11 protein-coding genes are annotated in these 15,631 nt (G+C 71.7%); 4 read left to right on the forward strand and 7 right to left on the reverse strand.

All coding sequences use genetic code 11. The features are described from left to right. Window positions 1-71 precede the first annotated feature (71 nt). The 3 genes from ACFYPM_RS31390 to ACFYPM_RS31400 all read right to left on the reverse strand — a co-directional run bounded on the left by ACFYPM_RS31390 (window position 72) and on the right by ACFYPM_RS31400 (window position 4,205). A complete protein-coding gene (locus tag ACFYPM_RS31390; RefSeq protein WP_387204775.1) occupies window positions 72-3,035 on the reverse strand; it encodes a fibronectin type III domain-containing protein in 2,964 nt (987 codons plus the stop codon). Window positions 3,036-3,255: 220 nt separating this feature from the next. Then, window positions 3,256-3,486: a DUF2188 domain-containing protein gene (locus ACFYPM_RS31395; protein ID WP_357376064.1), complete on the reverse strand. Its 231-nt coding sequence runs from the start codon at window positions 3,484-3,486 to the stop codon at window positions 3,256-3,258. Window positions 3,487-3,557: 71 nt separating this feature from the next. Then, window positions 3,558-4,205, reverse strand: coding sequence for a M23 family metallopeptidase (locus ACFYPM_RS31400; protein WP_387204778.1), 648 nt, complete (start codon window positions 4,203-4,205; stop codon window positions 3,558-3,560). Window positions 4,206-4,339: 134 nt separating this feature from the next. On the opposite strand from ACFYPM_RS31400, the gene ACFYPM_RS31405 reads away from it, so the two are divergent. Genes ACFYPM_RS31405 through ACFYPM_RS31415 form a run of 3 tightly spaced genes read left to right on the forward strand, consistent with a single transcriptional unit; the run spans window position 4,340 to window position 8,068 of the window. Continuing rightward, window positions 4,340-6,748 carry a PEP/pyruvate-binding domain-containing protein gene (locus ACFYPM_RS31405; RefSeq protein WP_387204781.1) on the forward strand — a complete coding sequence of 803 codons (2,409 nt, stop codon included), beginning with the start codon at window positions 4,340-4,342 and terminating at the stop codon, window positions 6,746-6,748. 29 nt (window positions 6,749-6,777) lie between these two features. Beyond that, window positions 6,778-7,443 carry a hypothetical protein gene (locus ACFYPM_RS31410; protein WP_387204784.1) on the forward strand — a complete coding sequence of 222 codons (666 nt, stop codon included), beginning with the start codon at window positions 6,778-6,780 and terminating at the stop codon, window positions 7,441-7,443. Between the two features lie 52 nt (window positions 7,444-7,495). Beyond that, window positions 7,496-8,068, forward strand: coding sequence for a TetR/AcrR family transcriptional regulator (locus ACFYPM_RS31415; RefSeq protein WP_387204787.1), 573 nt, complete (start codon window positions 7,496-7,498; stop codon window positions 8,066-8,068). Window positions 8,069-8,140: 72 nt separating this feature from the next. Here the strand turns inward: ACFYPM_RS31415 and ACFYPM_RS31420 are convergent, their stop codons facing one another. The 4 genes from ACFYPM_RS31420 to ACFYPM_RS31435 all read right to left on the reverse strand — a co-directional run bounded on the left by ACFYPM_RS31420 (window position 8,141) and on the right by ACFYPM_RS31435 (window position 13,372). Next, the gene (locus tag ACFYPM_RS31420) at window positions 8,141-9,454 is read right to left on the reverse strand and encodes a hypothetical protein (protein WP_387204789.1); all 1,314 of its coding nucleotides are present in this window, start codon (window positions 9,452-9,454) and stop codon (window positions 8,141-8,143) included. A 13-nt stretch (window positions 9,455-9,467) separates the two neighbouring features. After that, window positions 9,468-10,994 carry an alkaline phosphatase D family protein gene (locus ACFYPM_RS31425; RefSeq protein WP_387204792.1) on the reverse strand — a complete coding sequence of 509 codons (1,527 nt, stop codon included), beginning with the start codon at window positions 10,992-10,994 and terminating at the stop codon, window positions 9,468-9,470. 117 nt (window positions 10,995-11,111) lie between these two features. Further along, window positions 11,112-12,095 carry a TolB family protein gene (locus tag ACFYPM_RS31430; protein WP_387204795.1) on the reverse strand — a complete coding sequence of 328 codons (984 nt, stop codon included), beginning with the start codon at window positions 12,093-12,095 and terminating at the stop codon, window positions 11,112-11,114. Then, window positions 12,092-13,372: an MFS transporter gene (locus tag ACFYPM_RS31435; RefSeq protein WP_387204798.1), complete on the reverse strand. Its 1,281-nt coding sequence runs from the start codon at window positions 13,370-13,372 to the stop codon at window positions 12,092-12,094. Before ACFYPM_RS31435 ends, ACFYPM_RS31430 begins: the two co-directional genes overlap by 4 nt. A gap of 222 nt (window positions 13,373-13,594) precedes the next feature. On the opposite strand from ACFYPM_RS31435, the gene ACFYPM_RS31440 reads away from it, so the two are divergent. Next, window positions 13,595-14,971, forward strand: coding sequence for a DNRLRE domain-containing protein (locus tag ACFYPM_RS31440; protein WP_387204801.1), 1,377 nt, complete (start codon window positions 13,595-13,597; stop codon window positions 14,969-14,971). The last annotated feature ends 660 nt before the right edge of the window (window positions 14,972-15,631 follow it).

Genomic DNA, 15,631 nt, shown 5'->3' on the forward strand with positions numbered 1-15,631 from the left:
CAGTGACGTGTTGTTGACCAGTCCGTGCGAGCCGGTCGGTCGCGGGTCCGCGTGCGGCAGCGGCGGCGTCGCTAGAGGACCGAGTGCGTCACAACGGCCACGTAGTCGCCGACCACCACCGAGGACGGAAGCGTCAACCACAGGGTGGGGTTCCAGGTGACGGAGTTCGGGACGCCGGTCTGACCCGACCAGCCGGCGGCCGACCTCGGCATGTCCAGCACCGCGCCGGGCTGCGGGAGGAACGTTCCGACGCCGGTGGTGGCGAGCGGCGCTCCCGAGGCGTACGTGATGTTGCTGTTGGGAATGGTCTCACCTCCGGAACCGGAGCCCGTGGTGAAGTTGGTGGCCGAGACGACGGTTACCCAGTTTCCGGAGAAGGGTCCGCGGTCGTCGGTCACGGTCACCGGGCCGAGACGGCCCGAGACGCCTGTCGTGCCCGAGGTCACGGTGCCGAGGGGGGCGATCGCCGGAACGCTGATGGAGAGCCCACCGAGCGGGGCGATGACCAGCTCGACCGGTCGGGTCGCGGCCTGGTCGAACGAGTCGGTCACCCGGACGGTGAACGCGAACGTCCCGGCCACGGTGGGCGTGCCGGAGAGCAGACCGGTGACCGGGTCGAGGGTCAGCCCGGCGGGCAGGCTTCCGGCGCTGACCGACCAGGTGAATGGGCTCGTGCCACCGGTCACGGTCAACTGGTACTGGTACGGGTCGTACGCCCTCCCGGGTGGGGGCGGCGCGAACGTCAGCGTCGGCGACGGGTTGACCGGCACCGACGCCGACGGGGCCGACTGCGGGCCGGTCCCCGCGGCGTTGGTCGCGGCCACCCGGAAGGTGTAGGTGGCGCCGCCGGTCAGCCCCGTGACGACCTGGGTGGTGGCGGTTGCGGTGAAGGTCTGCGGAGTCTGCGCCACCCCGTCGAGATACGGCGTCACGGTGTAGCCGGTGATCGCCGAGCTGCCGTTGGCCGGGGTCGTCCAGCTCAGCCTGGCGGCATTGGTTCCGGCGGTGGCCGAGGTGATCGTCGGCGCGCCCGGCAGGGTGTACGGGACCACCGCCGCCGACGCCGGGCTGGCCGCGCCGGTGCCGTACGCGTTCACCGCCGCCACCCGGAAGGCGTACGACGAGCCGGCAGTCAGCCCGGTCAGCGTGCGGCTGGTGGTGGAGGCGTCGAAGGTGAGAGTCGGTTGGGTGACCCCGTCCCGGATCGGGGTGATCAGGTATCCGGTGATCGGGCTGCCGTTGCTCGCGGGCGCGGTCCAACTCACGGTGGCGCTGGTGATGCCGGCGACCGCCGTGGGGGTGGCCGGCGTGCCCGGCGTGGACGCGTAGACGTAGGTCGCCGAGCCGGCGGCACCCCGGGTGACGACGCTGACGGTGACCGTCGCCGGGCTCGACCGGGCGGGCATCGAGGAGATGGCGAGTGTGCCGTCGGGATTCACGGTGAAGCAGCCGGCGGCCGGGCCGGAGGTGCACGGCACCAGCAGCACCGAGGTGCCGGCCTGCTGCTCGATTGTCGTACCGATGGTGATCGCGGTCGCGCCGGTGAGGTTGCTCCCGCCGACGGTGACCGCGATGCCGCCGGAGATCGAGCTCTGCGCCGGGGTGACGGTGACGCCGCTCGGTGCGGTGGCCGGCGACACGGGTGTGGTGACAGTGGAGTATCCCGGGTTCGCGTCGATGGAGGACGAGGTCGCCACCGTGGTCGTCTGGATCAGGGCCGGCGTCACTCCGATCCCGGTGACGGTCGCGACGACGGTGAGCGGCGGCAGCGAGCTTCCGCCGGCGAACGGGCCGTTGCTGTTGGTGCAGGTGATGCTCTGGCCCGAGGGCGCGGCGCAGACCCAGCCGGAACCGAAGGCGGCCCGCGGCACGACTCCGGCCGGCACGGTCTGGGTGACCGAGATCGGCGCCGTCTCGGTCGCGCCGGGATCGACCCCGGCGGTGATCGAGTAGGTGACCGGGTCCCCGGGCTGCGGGCTGGCGCCGACCGCGCTGGTCTGCGCCACGTTCAGGTCCGGCACCGGGTTGAAGGTGACCGTCCGAGCGTTGTCGATCTCGTGGAAGTCCGTGACCGAGCCGGTCGAGCCCACCCAGCCGAAGGCGAGCTGCCGGGGGTAACCGCTGGCGTTCAACCAGGTCGGCGACGGGTACAGGCTCGGCGACACCACCGGGAGACTGCCGGCCAGGGTCCGCGCCGCTCCGCCGATCGGGGTGAACCGGACCCGATACTCCCCGGCCGGCACGGTGATGCCGGTGTCGGTGGTGTACGGGGACGCGGTGGTGTTGGCGACCACCTCGACCGGCACCACCGAGGCCGCCCGGGTGCTGGCCCGCAACGTCAGTGCGGCCGAGGACGTGCTGGTGGCGGTGCTGTTGATCGCGCAGTAGCCGACCGCGTTACGACCCGGCCCACGCACCACGACCTGGCCGGGGACCCGGCCGTTGGTGGTCGAGATGTAGGGCGGGTTCGTGCAGCCGGTGCCCTGGTACGTGCTGTTGCTGAAGTTGCCGAAGACGTCCAGCCCGATGCCCAGGTAGCCGTTGGAGAGGCCCGCCGACACTCCGTTGAAGGCCGCCGAGTAGCCCAGCGAGCCGCCCGGTTGGCCGAGGGTGGACGGGGGTCTCGGGTTGGCCGGGTCGACGGCGGCCAGCACGAAGGCGAGGCCGTCCGCACCCGGGTTGGTGCCGCCGTACTGGTAGGTGTTGAAGCTGACGTGCAGGCCCTGCGAGGTGGGCACACTCACCGCGCCGAACACCCCGCCCTGGCGGGTGATGGCGGCGGGGGTGAGGCGCAGCTTGCCCGAGCCCTGGGGGTCGGTGGAGGTGGTGCAGCTCAGCAACGGACCCGTGGTCGAGTTGCCCGCCGCGCTCAGGCAGGCCGCGTTGGTCGCGAGAAGCCCGGGGACGGCCGGCACCGCCACGGCACCGATGCCGTTCGCGGTGTTGTTGCGGAACGGCTGGTCGAACAGGACCGACCCGGCCGCCGACGCCGAGGAGGGCGCGACCACCACGGCAGCCACGGTCAGTGCGATCACCAGCGCGCTCGCGGCTGGCCCGCGTCTGCCCCAAACCACCATGCCACCTCATTCCCACACCCACGTCAGTCCGGATTCGGACTTTATCGGACAATAGGTGCGGAAAATCCGGTATCACAGCAAAGCACGGCTGGCCTTCCGTTCGGGACCGCCGACAAGAGCCTGCGCTGGTCTCGTCGAGTCGAGTCGACGAAACCAGCGCAGGCCCGGCGGGAGGCGGTCAGCCCTCGATGTCGCGGGGGTCGCGGCTGCGGGGGTAGGTGTTCTTCTCCCCGATCGTGCCGTCCTGCTTCTTGACCACGTGCTCGACGCCACGGTCGGCAGCCATCTCCCGGCCCTGGGCCTGCGCGTCGGCCTTCACCTCATGCGTGCTGCTGGCCCGCTCGTTGCCCTCCGCCTTGTTCTTCCACTGCCCGTCCTCGTGGTACGTGTCGACGTCACCCTTGACCATGGCCGACTCCTCCCTGCATCCGAAGTGTTCTCACCTCAGTGCCCCGAGCCGGGCCGGGCAAACCGCAGTCCTCAGGAGACGACCGGGCAGTTGTTGCTCACCCGCCGCAGGATCTGTTCGCGTTCGTCGGTGGTGATGCCCGACGGCTCGCCGTCGAAGTGGGTCTCGACCTTCTCCCAGCCGCGCCGCTGCTCGTAGTGCAGGTGCGGCGCGCCGGAGTTGCCGGTACTGCCGAGCCGCCCGATCTGGTCACCCTGGGCGACCTGCTGACCGACCGTGACCAGTGGCGGCTCGAGCATGTGCAGGTACTGCGTCTCCCACGTGCCACCGTGGTCGATCTTCACCCAGTAGCCACCACCGCGCCCCCGTGGACCCTCGGGGTTGTCCGGGGTCCGACCACCCAACGAGCCGTTGATGCCCGCCACGGTGACCGTGCCGGCGTACGACGCGAGCACCGGCCGCCCCCACGTCTCGCCCTCGATCGGGAAGAAGTCGACGTCGTAGTCGTCGTGACCGGGGTAGGTGCTGAGCTGCCAGGTCTCGCCGCAGGTCACCGGCATCTGGAAGAGCGGGCGCGGTCCGGCCGGTCGCAGCATCGGCACGACGACAAAGGCGATGCCGAGGACGGCCGCCGCCGCGACGAGCGCGATGAGGACGCGGATCTTACGGCTGCGGGCGCGGCGGTGGGAGCGGGCTGCGGTCGGGTGGCCGGTCGTCACCGTGCCGAGGATGGCAGACGCCGGCAACGCCGCTGCGCCCGGTCACGTCTCGCGCCCGCGTGACATTGCAGTTGCATCGTAAAGGCGTTACGGTGGATGCAATACGGTCGCATTGCAAAGAGAAGAGGCTCCCGATGCGGGTCATCGCGCTGTCCGAGGCGAGCGCCGACATGGTCGACCTGGTCGGCGGCAAGGCGGCCGGGCTGGGCGAGCTGATCAGGTCCGGCGAACGGGTGCCCGAGGGCTTCTGCGTCACCACCGAGGCGCACCGCCTCGGCGTCATCCCCACGGCCGAGGTCGTCGCCGCGTACGAGCGCCTCGGCGCGGGTCCCGTCGCGGTCCGCTCCAGCGCCACCGCCGAGGACCTCCCGGACGCGAGCTTCGCCGGGCAACAGGACACCATCCTCAACGTCACGGGCACCGCCGACCTGATCGCCGCCATCGAGACCTGCTGGGGCTCGCTGCACAACGAGCGCGCCACCGCGTACCGCGACGCTCGCGACATCGAGCACCAGACGGTGCACATGGCCGTCGTCGTGCAACGCATGATCACACCCACCGTGGCGGGGGTGCTGTTCACGGCGAACCCGTTGACCGGCCGCCGCGACGAGATGGCCGTCGACGCCGCGGTGGGCCTCGGCACGACGGTGGTCGACGGCGCGGCGCGCGTGGACCACTACGTCCTCGATGGCGTCCCGCGCGACGACGCGGGCTGCCTGACGTCGGCGCACCTGGCCGACCTGCGGGCCACGGGCGAACGGTTGCAGGCCCACTTCGGTTGCCCCCAGGACGTGGAGTGGGCGATCGACGCGGACGGCGTCCGGTGGCTCCTGCAGTCGCGGCCGATCACCACCCTGTTTCCCCTCCCACCGGAGAGCGGTAAGCCCCTCCCCCGCGTCTACCTGGAGTTCGGTCACGTCCAGGGCATGCGGCAACCGGTCACGCCGATGGGCATGTCGACCCTGCGGGAGCAGATCGCCGGGATGCTCGCCGCGCTCGGCATCCGCGTCGAGATCGTCGACATCGGTGGTCGGCTCTACGGCGACCTGACCGACCTGGCCCGGGACTCCTCGGCCCGCAAGCGACTGGTGAAGCTCATGGCTGTCGACTTCGGCCCGCGTGCCCAGGCGGTGATGCAGCACGTGCTGGCGGACCCCCGGTTCGCCCCGACGGGTGGCCGCGCCACGCGCGGCCGGGCGCAGGGTGCCGCGTCGCTGCGGACGGCCGGTCGCGCGGTGGTGGGGATCCTGCGGGCTCTGACCCGTCCCCAGACCGCACGGGTCCGGATGTTCGGGGCCGTCGAGCAGCTCCGAGTAAGATCCGCCGCCCCCGCCGACCTGCGGACCGCGGCCGATCGGCTGCGCTTCGTGCAGGCGCAGGACGCCGACGCCGACGACACCACCGACGCGATCATGTGGCCGATCGTCGCCGGGATGCTCGCCACCGCGCTGCCGACCGCCCTGCTCAAGGGCATCGCCGGCCCGGACGAGATCCACGCTGTGCTGGGCGGGATGCCGCACAATGTCACCATCGAGATGGACCTGGCCCTCTGGCGACTCGCCCAGGGCGCGGGCGACCACCGTCAACTCCTGCTCGACACCCCGCCGGCCGAGTTGGCCGAACGCCACCTGCACGGGACGCTGCCCGACATCGGCATGACCGCCTTCCTGGACGCCTACGGTCACCGGGGCGTCGCCGAGGTCGACCTCGGGGTGCCGCGCTGGGCGGAGGATCCCACCCCGGTCTTCGCCGCGCTCGCCAACTACCTGCGGGTCACCGATCCCCGGCAGGGTCCCGACCAGCGCTTCCAGCGAGCCAGCGCGGCAGCGGAGGCGGCGTTGCGGGAGCTGGTCGGGCGAGCCCGCCGTCGGCGGCCGGTGCGGGGCAGCATCGCCGGGTTCCTGCTGCGCCGGGCGCGGTCACTCGCCGGTCTGCGCGAGGCCGGCAAGTTCGCCGGGCTGTACCCGCTGCGCGAGACGCGCCGCCAACTGCTGCTCGTCGGCGCCGACCTGCACGAGTCCGGGCTGCTGGACCAACCCGACGACATCATGTTCCTGACCCTCGACGAGGCGCACGCCGCCGTACACCAGGGTGTCGACCCGCGCGCGACGGTCGGCTCCCGACGGGCCACGCACCGCCGGGAGCTGCGCCGCCGGAACGTGCCGGTGGCGCTGCTGTCCGACGGCACCGACGTCGAGACCGTCCTGCCGGCGGTGCCCGCCAGCGACGGGACGCTGATCGGTGTGGGCGCGTCGGCGGGCCGGGTGACCGGCCCCGCCCGGGTCGTGCACGACCCGGCCACCGCCCATGTCGAACCCGGCGACGTCCTGGTGGCCGCGACCACGGACCCGGGCTGGACCCCGCTGTTCCTCACTGCGGCGGCGCTGGTCACCGAGACCGGCGCGATCATGGCGCACGGCCCGACGGTGGCCCGCGAGTACGGCATTCCCGCCGTCATCTGCGTTCCGGACGCCACCCGGACGATCACGACCGGACAACTCGTCACCGTGGACGGTGGCGCCGGAATCGTCACCGTCCACTGACCGCCGGCCCCCAACCGACAAGGACGACCATGACCGACACGAAGGCACCGACCAGGACGCGGGTGGGTCCACTGCTGCGCCGGGCCACCGAGGCCGAGGCCGCGATGTGGCGCAGCCTGTACGTCTGGGCACGCCGCCGTCCCCTGCCGCTGGGACCGGGCGACGAACCGTTCGGCTACCGGGGCGTGGTCACGCCGATCCTGGGCATCTTCATCGGCCTGTCGGTCGTGGAGATCCCCATCTTCGATGTGGTCGTCACCCACGTGGTGCCGTGGCGGCCGGCCCGCTGGATCGTGCTCGGCCTCGGCATCTGGGGCCTGCTCTGGATGATCGGGCTCTTCGCCAGCATGACGATCCATCCGCACGTGGTGGGCGACCGGGGCCTGCGCGTGCGCCTCAGCTCGGGCATCGACATCTGGATCCCGTGGACCGACGTCGAGGCCCTGCGCAAGCGTTACCGCTCGCTGCCGTCGAGCAGATCGGTGCAGGTCGAGCAGGAGGGTGACCGCCGGGTGGTGTCCATCTCGGTCGGCAGCCAGACCAGTGTCGACGTCCTGCTGCGCCGACCGCTGACCTTCGATCTGGCGCAGACCGGGACCCTGCCGATAAACGAGCTGCGCCTGTACGCCGACGACCCGGACGGCCTCCTGCGCAGCGCGCGGGGCGCCCCCGCGGGCACCACCGTCAGCCGGTGACCGCCGCCGCTGGCGGGCTGTCCGGGCCACCCACTGTGAAACGATCGAGGCCATGCCCAAGAAGGTCGATCACCAGGAGCGACGCACCCTCATCGCGGACGCGCTGATGCGGGTCGCCGCCGATCAGGGCCTGGAGGCCGTCAGCCTCCGGCACGTGGCCGCCGAGGCGGGGGTGTCCGCCGGGATGGTCCAGCACTACTTCCGGACCAAGGACGAGATGATGGCGTTCGCGTTGAGCGTGGTGCGGGAACGCAACCAGATCAGGGTCACCGAGGCGCTGGCACGACTGGGTGTGGACCCGCCGCCCCGGCTGCTGCTGCGCACGATGATCGCCGCCCTGTTGCCCCTGGACGAGGGGACCCGCGACGACGGGCGGGTGGCGCTCGCGTTCCTCGCCTACACGGCGGTACGTCCGGCCGCCGCGCCCAGCCTCCGGGAGGGCACCCGGCAGCTCACCGGATTCATCGCCGGCATCCTGCCCGACCGGCACGACGACGACGCCGCGGCCGCGGCCGGACTGCTGGCGCTCATGGAAGGGCTCGGCGTCTACCTGCTGGGCGGGCAGTACACCGCCGAGCAGGCACTGGGCGCGCTGGACGCCCACCTCGACCTGCTCTTCGCCTGATGTGTCGAAGTCGCGGTGTCCCGCTACCGGGGACACCGCGACTTCACCGACCCGAGCAGACCACGCCCCGGCTCAGTGGGTCGTCACGCCCGCCCGCGCCTTCAGGCGGCGCAGCTCGTCGGCGGACAGCAACCAGGTCGAGTTCGTCGCGCCCAACCCGAGGAGTACCTGGTCGAAGGCATTTCCGTCGTTGTCGTCGGTGTAGCACAGGCTCACCTCGCCCCAGGGCGACGTGGCGATGGCCAGGTGCTCCTGCCGGCCCGTCGTGGTCTGGCTCAGCGCCTGGGCCGCCAGCCGGCCGGCGGAGGTGCCGTCCGGGTTGAGGCCACGCGCCCAGACGTCCGGATTGGTGCCCGACACCGTCCAGCCCACCACCACGTTGTCCTGGTCGTCGATGCCGACGCCGGGTGCGCCGGCCCCGGCTCCGGTGGAGACCTGGACCTCGTCGTGCCGGGCGGTGCCGGCGGCGGTGAACGAGCGCGCCCAGACGCCTCGGGTGCCGGTGTGGTCGGATTCCCACCCGACGGTGAAGTCTCCGACGACGTTCGCCGCGACCGAGGGGCGCTGCTGCTGCCCGCCGCTCTGCGCGTTGACGGTCCGCCGCGACAGCACCACCGCGCCGTTGGACCGGGCCAGGCGGGTCAACCCGATGTTGTACGAGCCGTTCGCGTCGGCGTCCTCGTCCCAGACCACCAGCGCCTCACCGGTGGCGGACACCGCCACGTCGGGGCGGTGGTGCGTGCCCGTGGTCTGCGAGGCGGTCACCTCGTACCCCTTGGTGGTGGCCGCGGTGTAGCCGGCGGCCTTGACGGTGGCCGGAGCGGTTCCCTGGATGTCCTCCCAGACCACGGTGAACCCGACCGCGCCGGTGGTCGGCGCGCCGTCCGGGTCGACGGCCACCTTCGGCCAGATCTGCTGCCCGGCGTCGCTGGCGTTGGCCTGCCCCGAGCCGAGCACCGTGCCGGTGGGCGACACCACCCGGTACTGGATGTTGTAGACGCCGTTGCCGTCGCCGTCGGTGGCCCAGACCACCACGGCGTTGCCCCGGTCGTCGAGCCCCACGTCGGGGCTTGTGTGCCGCCAGGCGGCCCCGCTGGTGCCCCCGGCGGAGAGCTTCAGCTCGTACGCGGGTGTGCCGTCGCGGAACATTCGCAGGTAGATCTCGCTGTGGGTGTCGTCCTCGGGCGCGGTGCTGTCCCGGTCGTCCTCCCACACCACGGCGACGTGGCCGAAGCGGTTCGTGGCGATGCCGGGCAGGTCCTGGTCGCCGGTGGCCACGCTGTTCGCGGTGGTCCACGTGATCGCCTCGGCGGTGACCGCGATCGGGGCCGGTGCCAGGTTTCCGACCAGCAGGGCGGCGGCGAGCAGTGTCGTGAGTGCGGTCATGGTGGGTCTCCTTCTACCCGGCCTGCAGGCCGGGCTGGCCGTCGAGGATGACGAACGAGCGGGCGGTGGCCGCCGCGGCGCCGTGCTCGGTCACCGTGTTCACCGTGCGGAAGTCCGCGCGGACCTGGCTGCGACTGATCGTGGTCCGCACGTAGCCGCGCCGGTCCGAATAGAACTTCAGGTGCGGGTTGGCCGCCGCGTTCGGGACCGTGGTGCTGCCACTGCCGTTGCCCGTCGAGGTGATCGAGGTGCAGACCAGTTCGGTGCCGATGGTGGCCGAGGCGGGGTTGGCGTAGTCGGCCTTGAGGTCGTTGGCCCACGACCGGTGCACGTCCCCGGTGAGCACCAGCGGGTTGCGGACCCCGCGCTGCTGCCAGCCGTTCTGGATCCGACTGCGGGAGGCCCGGTAGCCGTCCCAGGCGTCCATGCTCGCCGCCCCGTTCGCGTCGAGCTGCTGGGCGAAGAAGACCTGCTGGCCGAGGATGTCCCAGGTGCCGTAGCGCTGGGCCAGTCCGTCGAGCAGCCACGCCTCCTGGGTCGCGCCGGTCAGGGACCGGGAGGCCAGGTCCGCGTCCGCGCAGACCTTCCAACCATCCCCGCAGGCCTGGTCGTCGCGGAACTGCCGGGTGTCGAGCATGTGGAAGGTGGCGAGCTGGCCCCACCGGATGCGCCGGTACAGCGGGATGCTGTTGCCGCTGGCGGCGGACGCCGGCCGCAGCGGCATGTTCTCGTAGTACGCCCGGTACGCGGCGGTCCGCCGGGCGGTCCACTGGGCGGCGGTCAGCGTCGGGCTGCTGTCGTTGCGCACCATGTTGGCGTAGTTGTTCTCCACCTCGTGGTCGTCCGGCACCACCAGCCAGGGTGCCGCCGCGTGTGCCGCCTGCAGGTCCGGGTCGGACTTGTAGAGCGCGTACCGGCGGCGGTAGTCGGCAAGTGACACGATCTCGGCGCCGACGTGTTGCCGGACCGTGGAGCTGCCGACGCCGCCCTCGTAGATGTAGTCGCCGAGGTGCAGGATCAGCCCCGGGTTGTCCTCGGCCATCCGCCGGTACGCGGTGTAGTAGCCGGCCTCGTAGTGGGCGCAGGAGGCGAAGGCCATCACCAGGTCGCGGCCGAAGGCGCTGGGTGCCGGGGCGGTCCGCGTACGCCCGACCGGCGAGATCTGGCCCTGGGCCCGGAACCGGTAGTAGTAGTCCGCGTCGGCGGCGAGCCCGCCCGCGATGGCGTGCACGCAGTGCGCGTCGGCGTAGCGGGCGAGCACCGACCCGGAGGCGACGAGCGAGGTGAACCGATCGGTGGTGGACACCTGCCACTCCACGGTCACGTCCGCGTTGGCCATGCCGCCCTGCCCGTCGGCGTTGAGAGGGGACGGGGCCAGCCGGGTCCAGAGGACCACACTGTCGGGCGCCGGATCACCGGATGCCACACCGAGTTTGAAGGGGTACGGCACCGCGGCGCGGGCGCCCTGGCGGGGGGTCACCGCGACTCCGGCGGTCACCAGTCCACCGAGGACGAAGATACGACGGCTCAACCTTGTCATGGTCAACAGCCTTGAGAACGTCGATGAACGGCAATGGGTGCAGCGCGTAATCCCACATGACGGAGGGCTGTCCGCGTCAAGGCGGTCAGGTGTCCTGGCCGCCCGGCAGCCGGACCGTCAGCTCAGCGGTGCCGGGGACTCCGCGCCCGGGATGGTCAGCTTCGGCGTACCGGACCCGTCGGCCGGGACACTCCAGACGTCGGGCTGGCCGTCGCTCTGGCGTCTCGTGTACGCGAGTGTCCGGCCGTCCAGCCAGGCGGCCTGGTCGTCGACGCTGCTGGTCTCGGCCGTCACGGTGACCCGCATGCTCGCCAGGTCGAGGACCGACAGCCGCCAGCCCTTCGCCGGGTCGGCGTCCACGGCCTCCTTGAAGGCGATCCGGGTGTCGTCCGGTGACAGCGACGGGCACTCGACGTTCTCCCTCATCGTCTCGACCGTCCGGGCCGCGACGTCACCGCGGACGAGGTAGCGCTTGCCCCCGCTGGACATGGTCGCGTAGAAGCGGTTGTCGTCGGCGGTGAAGGTGACACCCCAGTAGTTGACGTCCGGGCTGCGGTAGCTTCGGCCGTCCCGCCTGACGGCGAACTCTTCGAGCGAGGTCACCGTGGCGCCGGTGGTGGTGTCGAGGATGCCGGTGCGGGTGGAGAAGCCGCTGGAGGTGTAGGAGTCCCCGCCGACGAACGTCGTCCAGGAGACCATCCGGCCGGAGGCCGAGACCCGGGCCCGGTTCGGCAGGCCCGGCACGCCGATCGTCCGGGTCTGGCGCAGCGCCGCGTCGAGCACGACGACCTGGTACGACCAGGCGGTCTCCGGTTTCAGGCAGACACCGGTGCCGGCCGCGGCGTACACCCGCAGGCATTCCAGGCCGGAGACCGTGCGAGGCCCGGTGGGGTCGGCCGCGGCGACGGTGGACAGGTGCCGGTCGGTGATGGCCAGCAGCCGCGAGCCGGGCGTCAGGGTGACCGCCTGGTCGCCGGAGGCAGGGGGCGGTGTCGGGGCGGGTTGCGCTGCCATGGCCACGTAAGCGGCCGCCACGCTGCCCAGCAGCACGGCCGAGGCGACCACCACGCCGATCTTCGCTCGGGTCGACATCGCGGTCATCGGGGCACCTTCCGGGTGATCAGTCGGGATGGGTCGGTCAGCAGGAGCAGCGTGCCGACCAGCACGCAGGCGACGGCGACGGCCGCCGCGCGGATCGCCGCCTCCGGCCCCCACGCCTGCCAGGCGAGACCGAACAGGACGGAGGAGACGAGGTACGCGAGGGCCTGCCCGGTCTGCACCAGCGCGATGCCGGTGGTGCGCAGCCGTGCCGGCAGCACCGGTCCGGCGAGCGCGATGAGCACACCGTCGGTCGCGGCGTAGAACGCGCCGTACAGCCCCAGGGTCAGCGCGATCAGCGGCCATCCGTCGACCGGACCGGCCAGCAGCAGGTACGTGGCACCGAGGGCGGTGTAGCCGCCGAGCACCACCGGGAGCCGGCCGATCCGATCGGCGAGTACGCCCAGCGGGGCGGCGAGCAGCAGGTAGGACAGGCTGGTTCCCACCGCGAGCAGCGGGAACCAGCGCAGACCGAGGTCCTCGCGGCGTTGCAGCAGCAGGTAGACGAAACCGTCGCCGATGGTGGCCAGCCCGAGCATCGCGGCGGCCAGCACGAGCCGGCGAGCTGGTCCCCCAGCCAGCAGGCCGAACGCCTCCCGCACGGAGACCGTCGGCTCGTCCGGGCCGGCCGTCGCCTGCTCGGCGGGGCGTTCCCGGACGAAGAGCACGAGCACGACAACGGCCAGCGCGGCAACGCAGAAGCTGGTGACGAAGACCGCGTCGTACGACTGCCCGACGACCAGCAGCACCGCGAACGCGGCGAGCGGCCCGAGGAACGCCCCCACGCTGTCCATCGCCCGGTGCACCCCGAACGCCCGGCCCAATGCCTCGGGCGGCGTGGACAGCGTGATGAGCGCGTCGCGCGGGGCGCTGCGCACGCCCTTGCCGAGCCGGTCGACGGCGATGACCGCGCCGATCGCCGGTATCGACCGGCCGGCGAGCAGCAGGCCGAGCTTCGCGACCGCCGAGAGGGTGTAGCCGATGCCGGCGATCAGCTTGCGCCGCCGGAACCGGTCGGCGGCGAACCCACCGACGACCCGCAGGAGCGCGGTGGCGCCGGTGTGGACGCCGTCGAGCACGCCGAAGGCCACCGGGCTGAGCTGGAGGCCCAGCACCAGATAGAGCGGTAGGACCGCGGCCACCATCTCGGCGGAGATGTCGGTGATCAGGCTGACCGTGCCGAGTGCGACGACGTTGCCGCTGACCAGGGCGAGCCGTCGACGCCGTGGCCCGGATCCGGGCGGGTCGGCGACCGGCCGGGAAACGGTCGACAGGTACACGAGCATCTCCTCGGGTCGACGACTGACGGTCAGCCATCGTGGCGACCGGGTCCGAAGGGGCGCAAGGGACCGTGGGCGTCAAGCAGACATGCGACGGGTGAACAAGCGACAAACATCGAGGAGTTTCGTTGTTTGAGCGTACTGTTCATCTGGCGGCAGCGCGCCGGTTCATCGGCCTTCCTACATTCCTTGCGCTCTCCACCCGCAAAGAAGGGATCCTGGATGGACATTCGACTCACCCGTCCACCGCTGACGCTGGGAACGGTCGCGGTGCTCGTCGTCGCCAGCGCCGCCGTCGTGCTCACCGGCTCGGTCGCGGCGTCGGCGGCGAGCGTGACGTTCACGCCGGTCGCCGACACCTACGTTCAGAGCGACACGGCCGCCACCAACTACGGCACGTCCACGCAGGTTGTGGTGGACAACTCGCCGGTGCGCCGCTCGTTCCTGCGCTTCAGCGTGAGCGGTGTCAGCGGCACGGTGACCGGCGCCAAACTACGACTGCGCACCATCAGCGGCAACAGCGGCAGCGATGCCGGTGGCACGTTCCGCCGGATGTCCAACACGACGTGGTCGGAGACCGGCACCACCTGGAACAACCAGCCGACAATCGACGGGGCCACGCTCGGCACCATCGGCGCGGTCAGCGGCAACACCTGGTACGAGGTCGACGTCACGGCAGCCGTCACCGGCAACGGGACGTACAGCTTCGGTGCGACCTCTGCCAGCGGCGACGGCGCCTACTACGACACCCGCGAGAGCGGCGCGGACGCCCCGCAGTTGGTGGTCAACACCGGCACCACCACACCGCCGTCCGGGGATCCGGTGTTCGTCGGTGCCGGCGACATCGCCGACTCCGGCTCGGGCGACAGCGCCACCGCCACGCTGCTCGACAACATCCCGGGCACGGTCTTCACCACCGGCGACAACGTCTACGACAGCGGCACCGCGTCGCAGTTCAGCAGCTACTACGAGCCCACCTGGGGTCGGCACAAGTCCCGCACCCGCCCGTCACCGGGCAACCACGACTACAACACGTCGGGCGCGACCGGCTACTACAACTACTTCGGTACGTCCGCCGGCCCGAGCGGGCGCGGCTACTACTCGTTCGACCTCGGCAACTGGCACGTCGTGTCGTTGAACTCGAACATCAGCATGTCCGCCGGCTCGACCCAGGAGCAGTGGCTGCGGGCCGACCTGGCCGCCAGCAGCAAGCCGTGCACGGTCGCGTACTGGCACCACCCGCTGTTCACGTCCAGCTCCAACCACGCGCCGTCGACGTCCACGCGTCCGCTGTACCAGGCGCTCTACGACTACAACGCCGACGTCGTGGTGTGGGGACACAACCACGTGTACGAGCGCTTCGCGCCGATGAACCCGTCCGGCGGCGCCGACACCAGCCGGGGCATGCGCAGCTTCGTCGCCGGCATGGGCGGCGCGGGTCACTACGGCTTCGGCACCATCCAGCCCAACAGCGAGGCACGCAACAGCTCGGCCTGGGGAGTCCTGAAGTTCACCCTGCACTCCAACAGCTACGACTGGCAGTTCGTACCGGTGGCCGGCCAGACCTACACCGACAGCGGCACCGGCACCTGCCACTGACCGCGGGGATCCCGCTGCGCCGCCCGCGGCGCGGCGGGATCGTCGCGCCCGACCCCGCAGCGCTGTTTGTCTCGCCCGCCTGGCGGACCCCGGGTGGATCCGGTGCCCCATAAAGCTGCCCCAGACATGCGGCGGCACGGGCTGTGCCCCGCTAAGGGACCCCACGAGGCCGGCGGATCGCCGATCACGCCGGTGCGCCACCCCGCTGCTGACTATCGGGCTTGTAGATCAAGACGCGTCGCGCAGAAGAATCGCGCCGATCTTGCACTTTCTGTCGCCGATTTAAGCGTTAATGCACCCTTATGTTGAGGCAGAAAGTGCAAGATCGCGCTGCAAGCTCGCATCGGGATCTGCCACCGAGCCCGAGCCGGTGCCGGTGCATATCTGGGGCAGCTCTACAGGAGCGCCGACGGGGTGGTATCGGCCCTGCGGGACGGTTCAGGCATTGGCGCGGGGAGCCCTCAGCCGGCAGGCCGGACGCGAGCGCGGGGTCGAGGCGCGCCGGTGTGCCTACCGACTACACGGTGACCCGTGGCCCCGGCCCCCGCGGGGGGGGGGGGGCCCCGGGGGGGGGGTGGGGGGGGGGCGGGCCCGGGCGGCCCCGCGCGGGGTGTTGTCGGCGGAGGCGCCCCCCCCCCGCCCGGCCCGGCCCGTACCCCA

It is taken from the genome of Micromonospora sp. NPDC005203 (assembly GCF_042872705.1).
GTDB lineage: Bacteria > Actinomycetota > Actinomycetes > Mycobacteriales > Micromonosporaceae > Micromonospora.

Bases quoted from the DNA above. Each gene is read 5' to 3' on its own strand.
- ACFYPM_RS31395 (WP_357376064.1), bottom strand. From the start codon at position 3,486: ATGGTCAAGGGTGACGTCGACACGTACCACGAGGACGGGCAGTGGAAG.
- ACFYPM_RS31405 (WP_387204781.1), top strand. From the start codon at position 4,340: ATGCGGGTCATCGCGCTGTCCGAGGCGAGCGCCGACATGGTCGACCTG.
- ACFYPM_RS31410 (WP_387204784.1), top strand. From the start codon at position 6,778: ATGACCGACACGAAGGCACCGACCAGGACGCGGGTGGGTCCACTGCTG.
- ACFYPM_RS31415 (WP_387204787.1), top strand. From the start codon at position 7,496: ATGCCCAAGAAGGTCGATCACCAGGAGCGACGCACCCTCATCGCGGAC.
- ACFYPM_RS31420 (WP_387204789.1), bottom strand. From the start codon at position 9,454: ATGACCGCACTCACGACACTGCTCGCCGCCGCCCTGCTGGTCGGAAAC.
- ACFYPM_RS31425 (WP_387204792.1), bottom strand. From the start codon at position 10,994: ATGACAAGGTTGAGCCGTCGTATCTTCGTCCTCGGTGGACTGGTGACC.
- ACFYPM_RS31430 (WP_387204795.1), bottom strand. From the start codon at position 12,095: ATGACCGCGATGTCGACCCGAGCGAAGATCGGCGTGGTGGTCGCCTCG.
- ACFYPM_RS31440 (WP_387204801.1), top strand. From the start codon at position 13,595: ATGGACATTCGACTCACCCGTCCACCGCTGACGCTGGGAACGGTCGCG.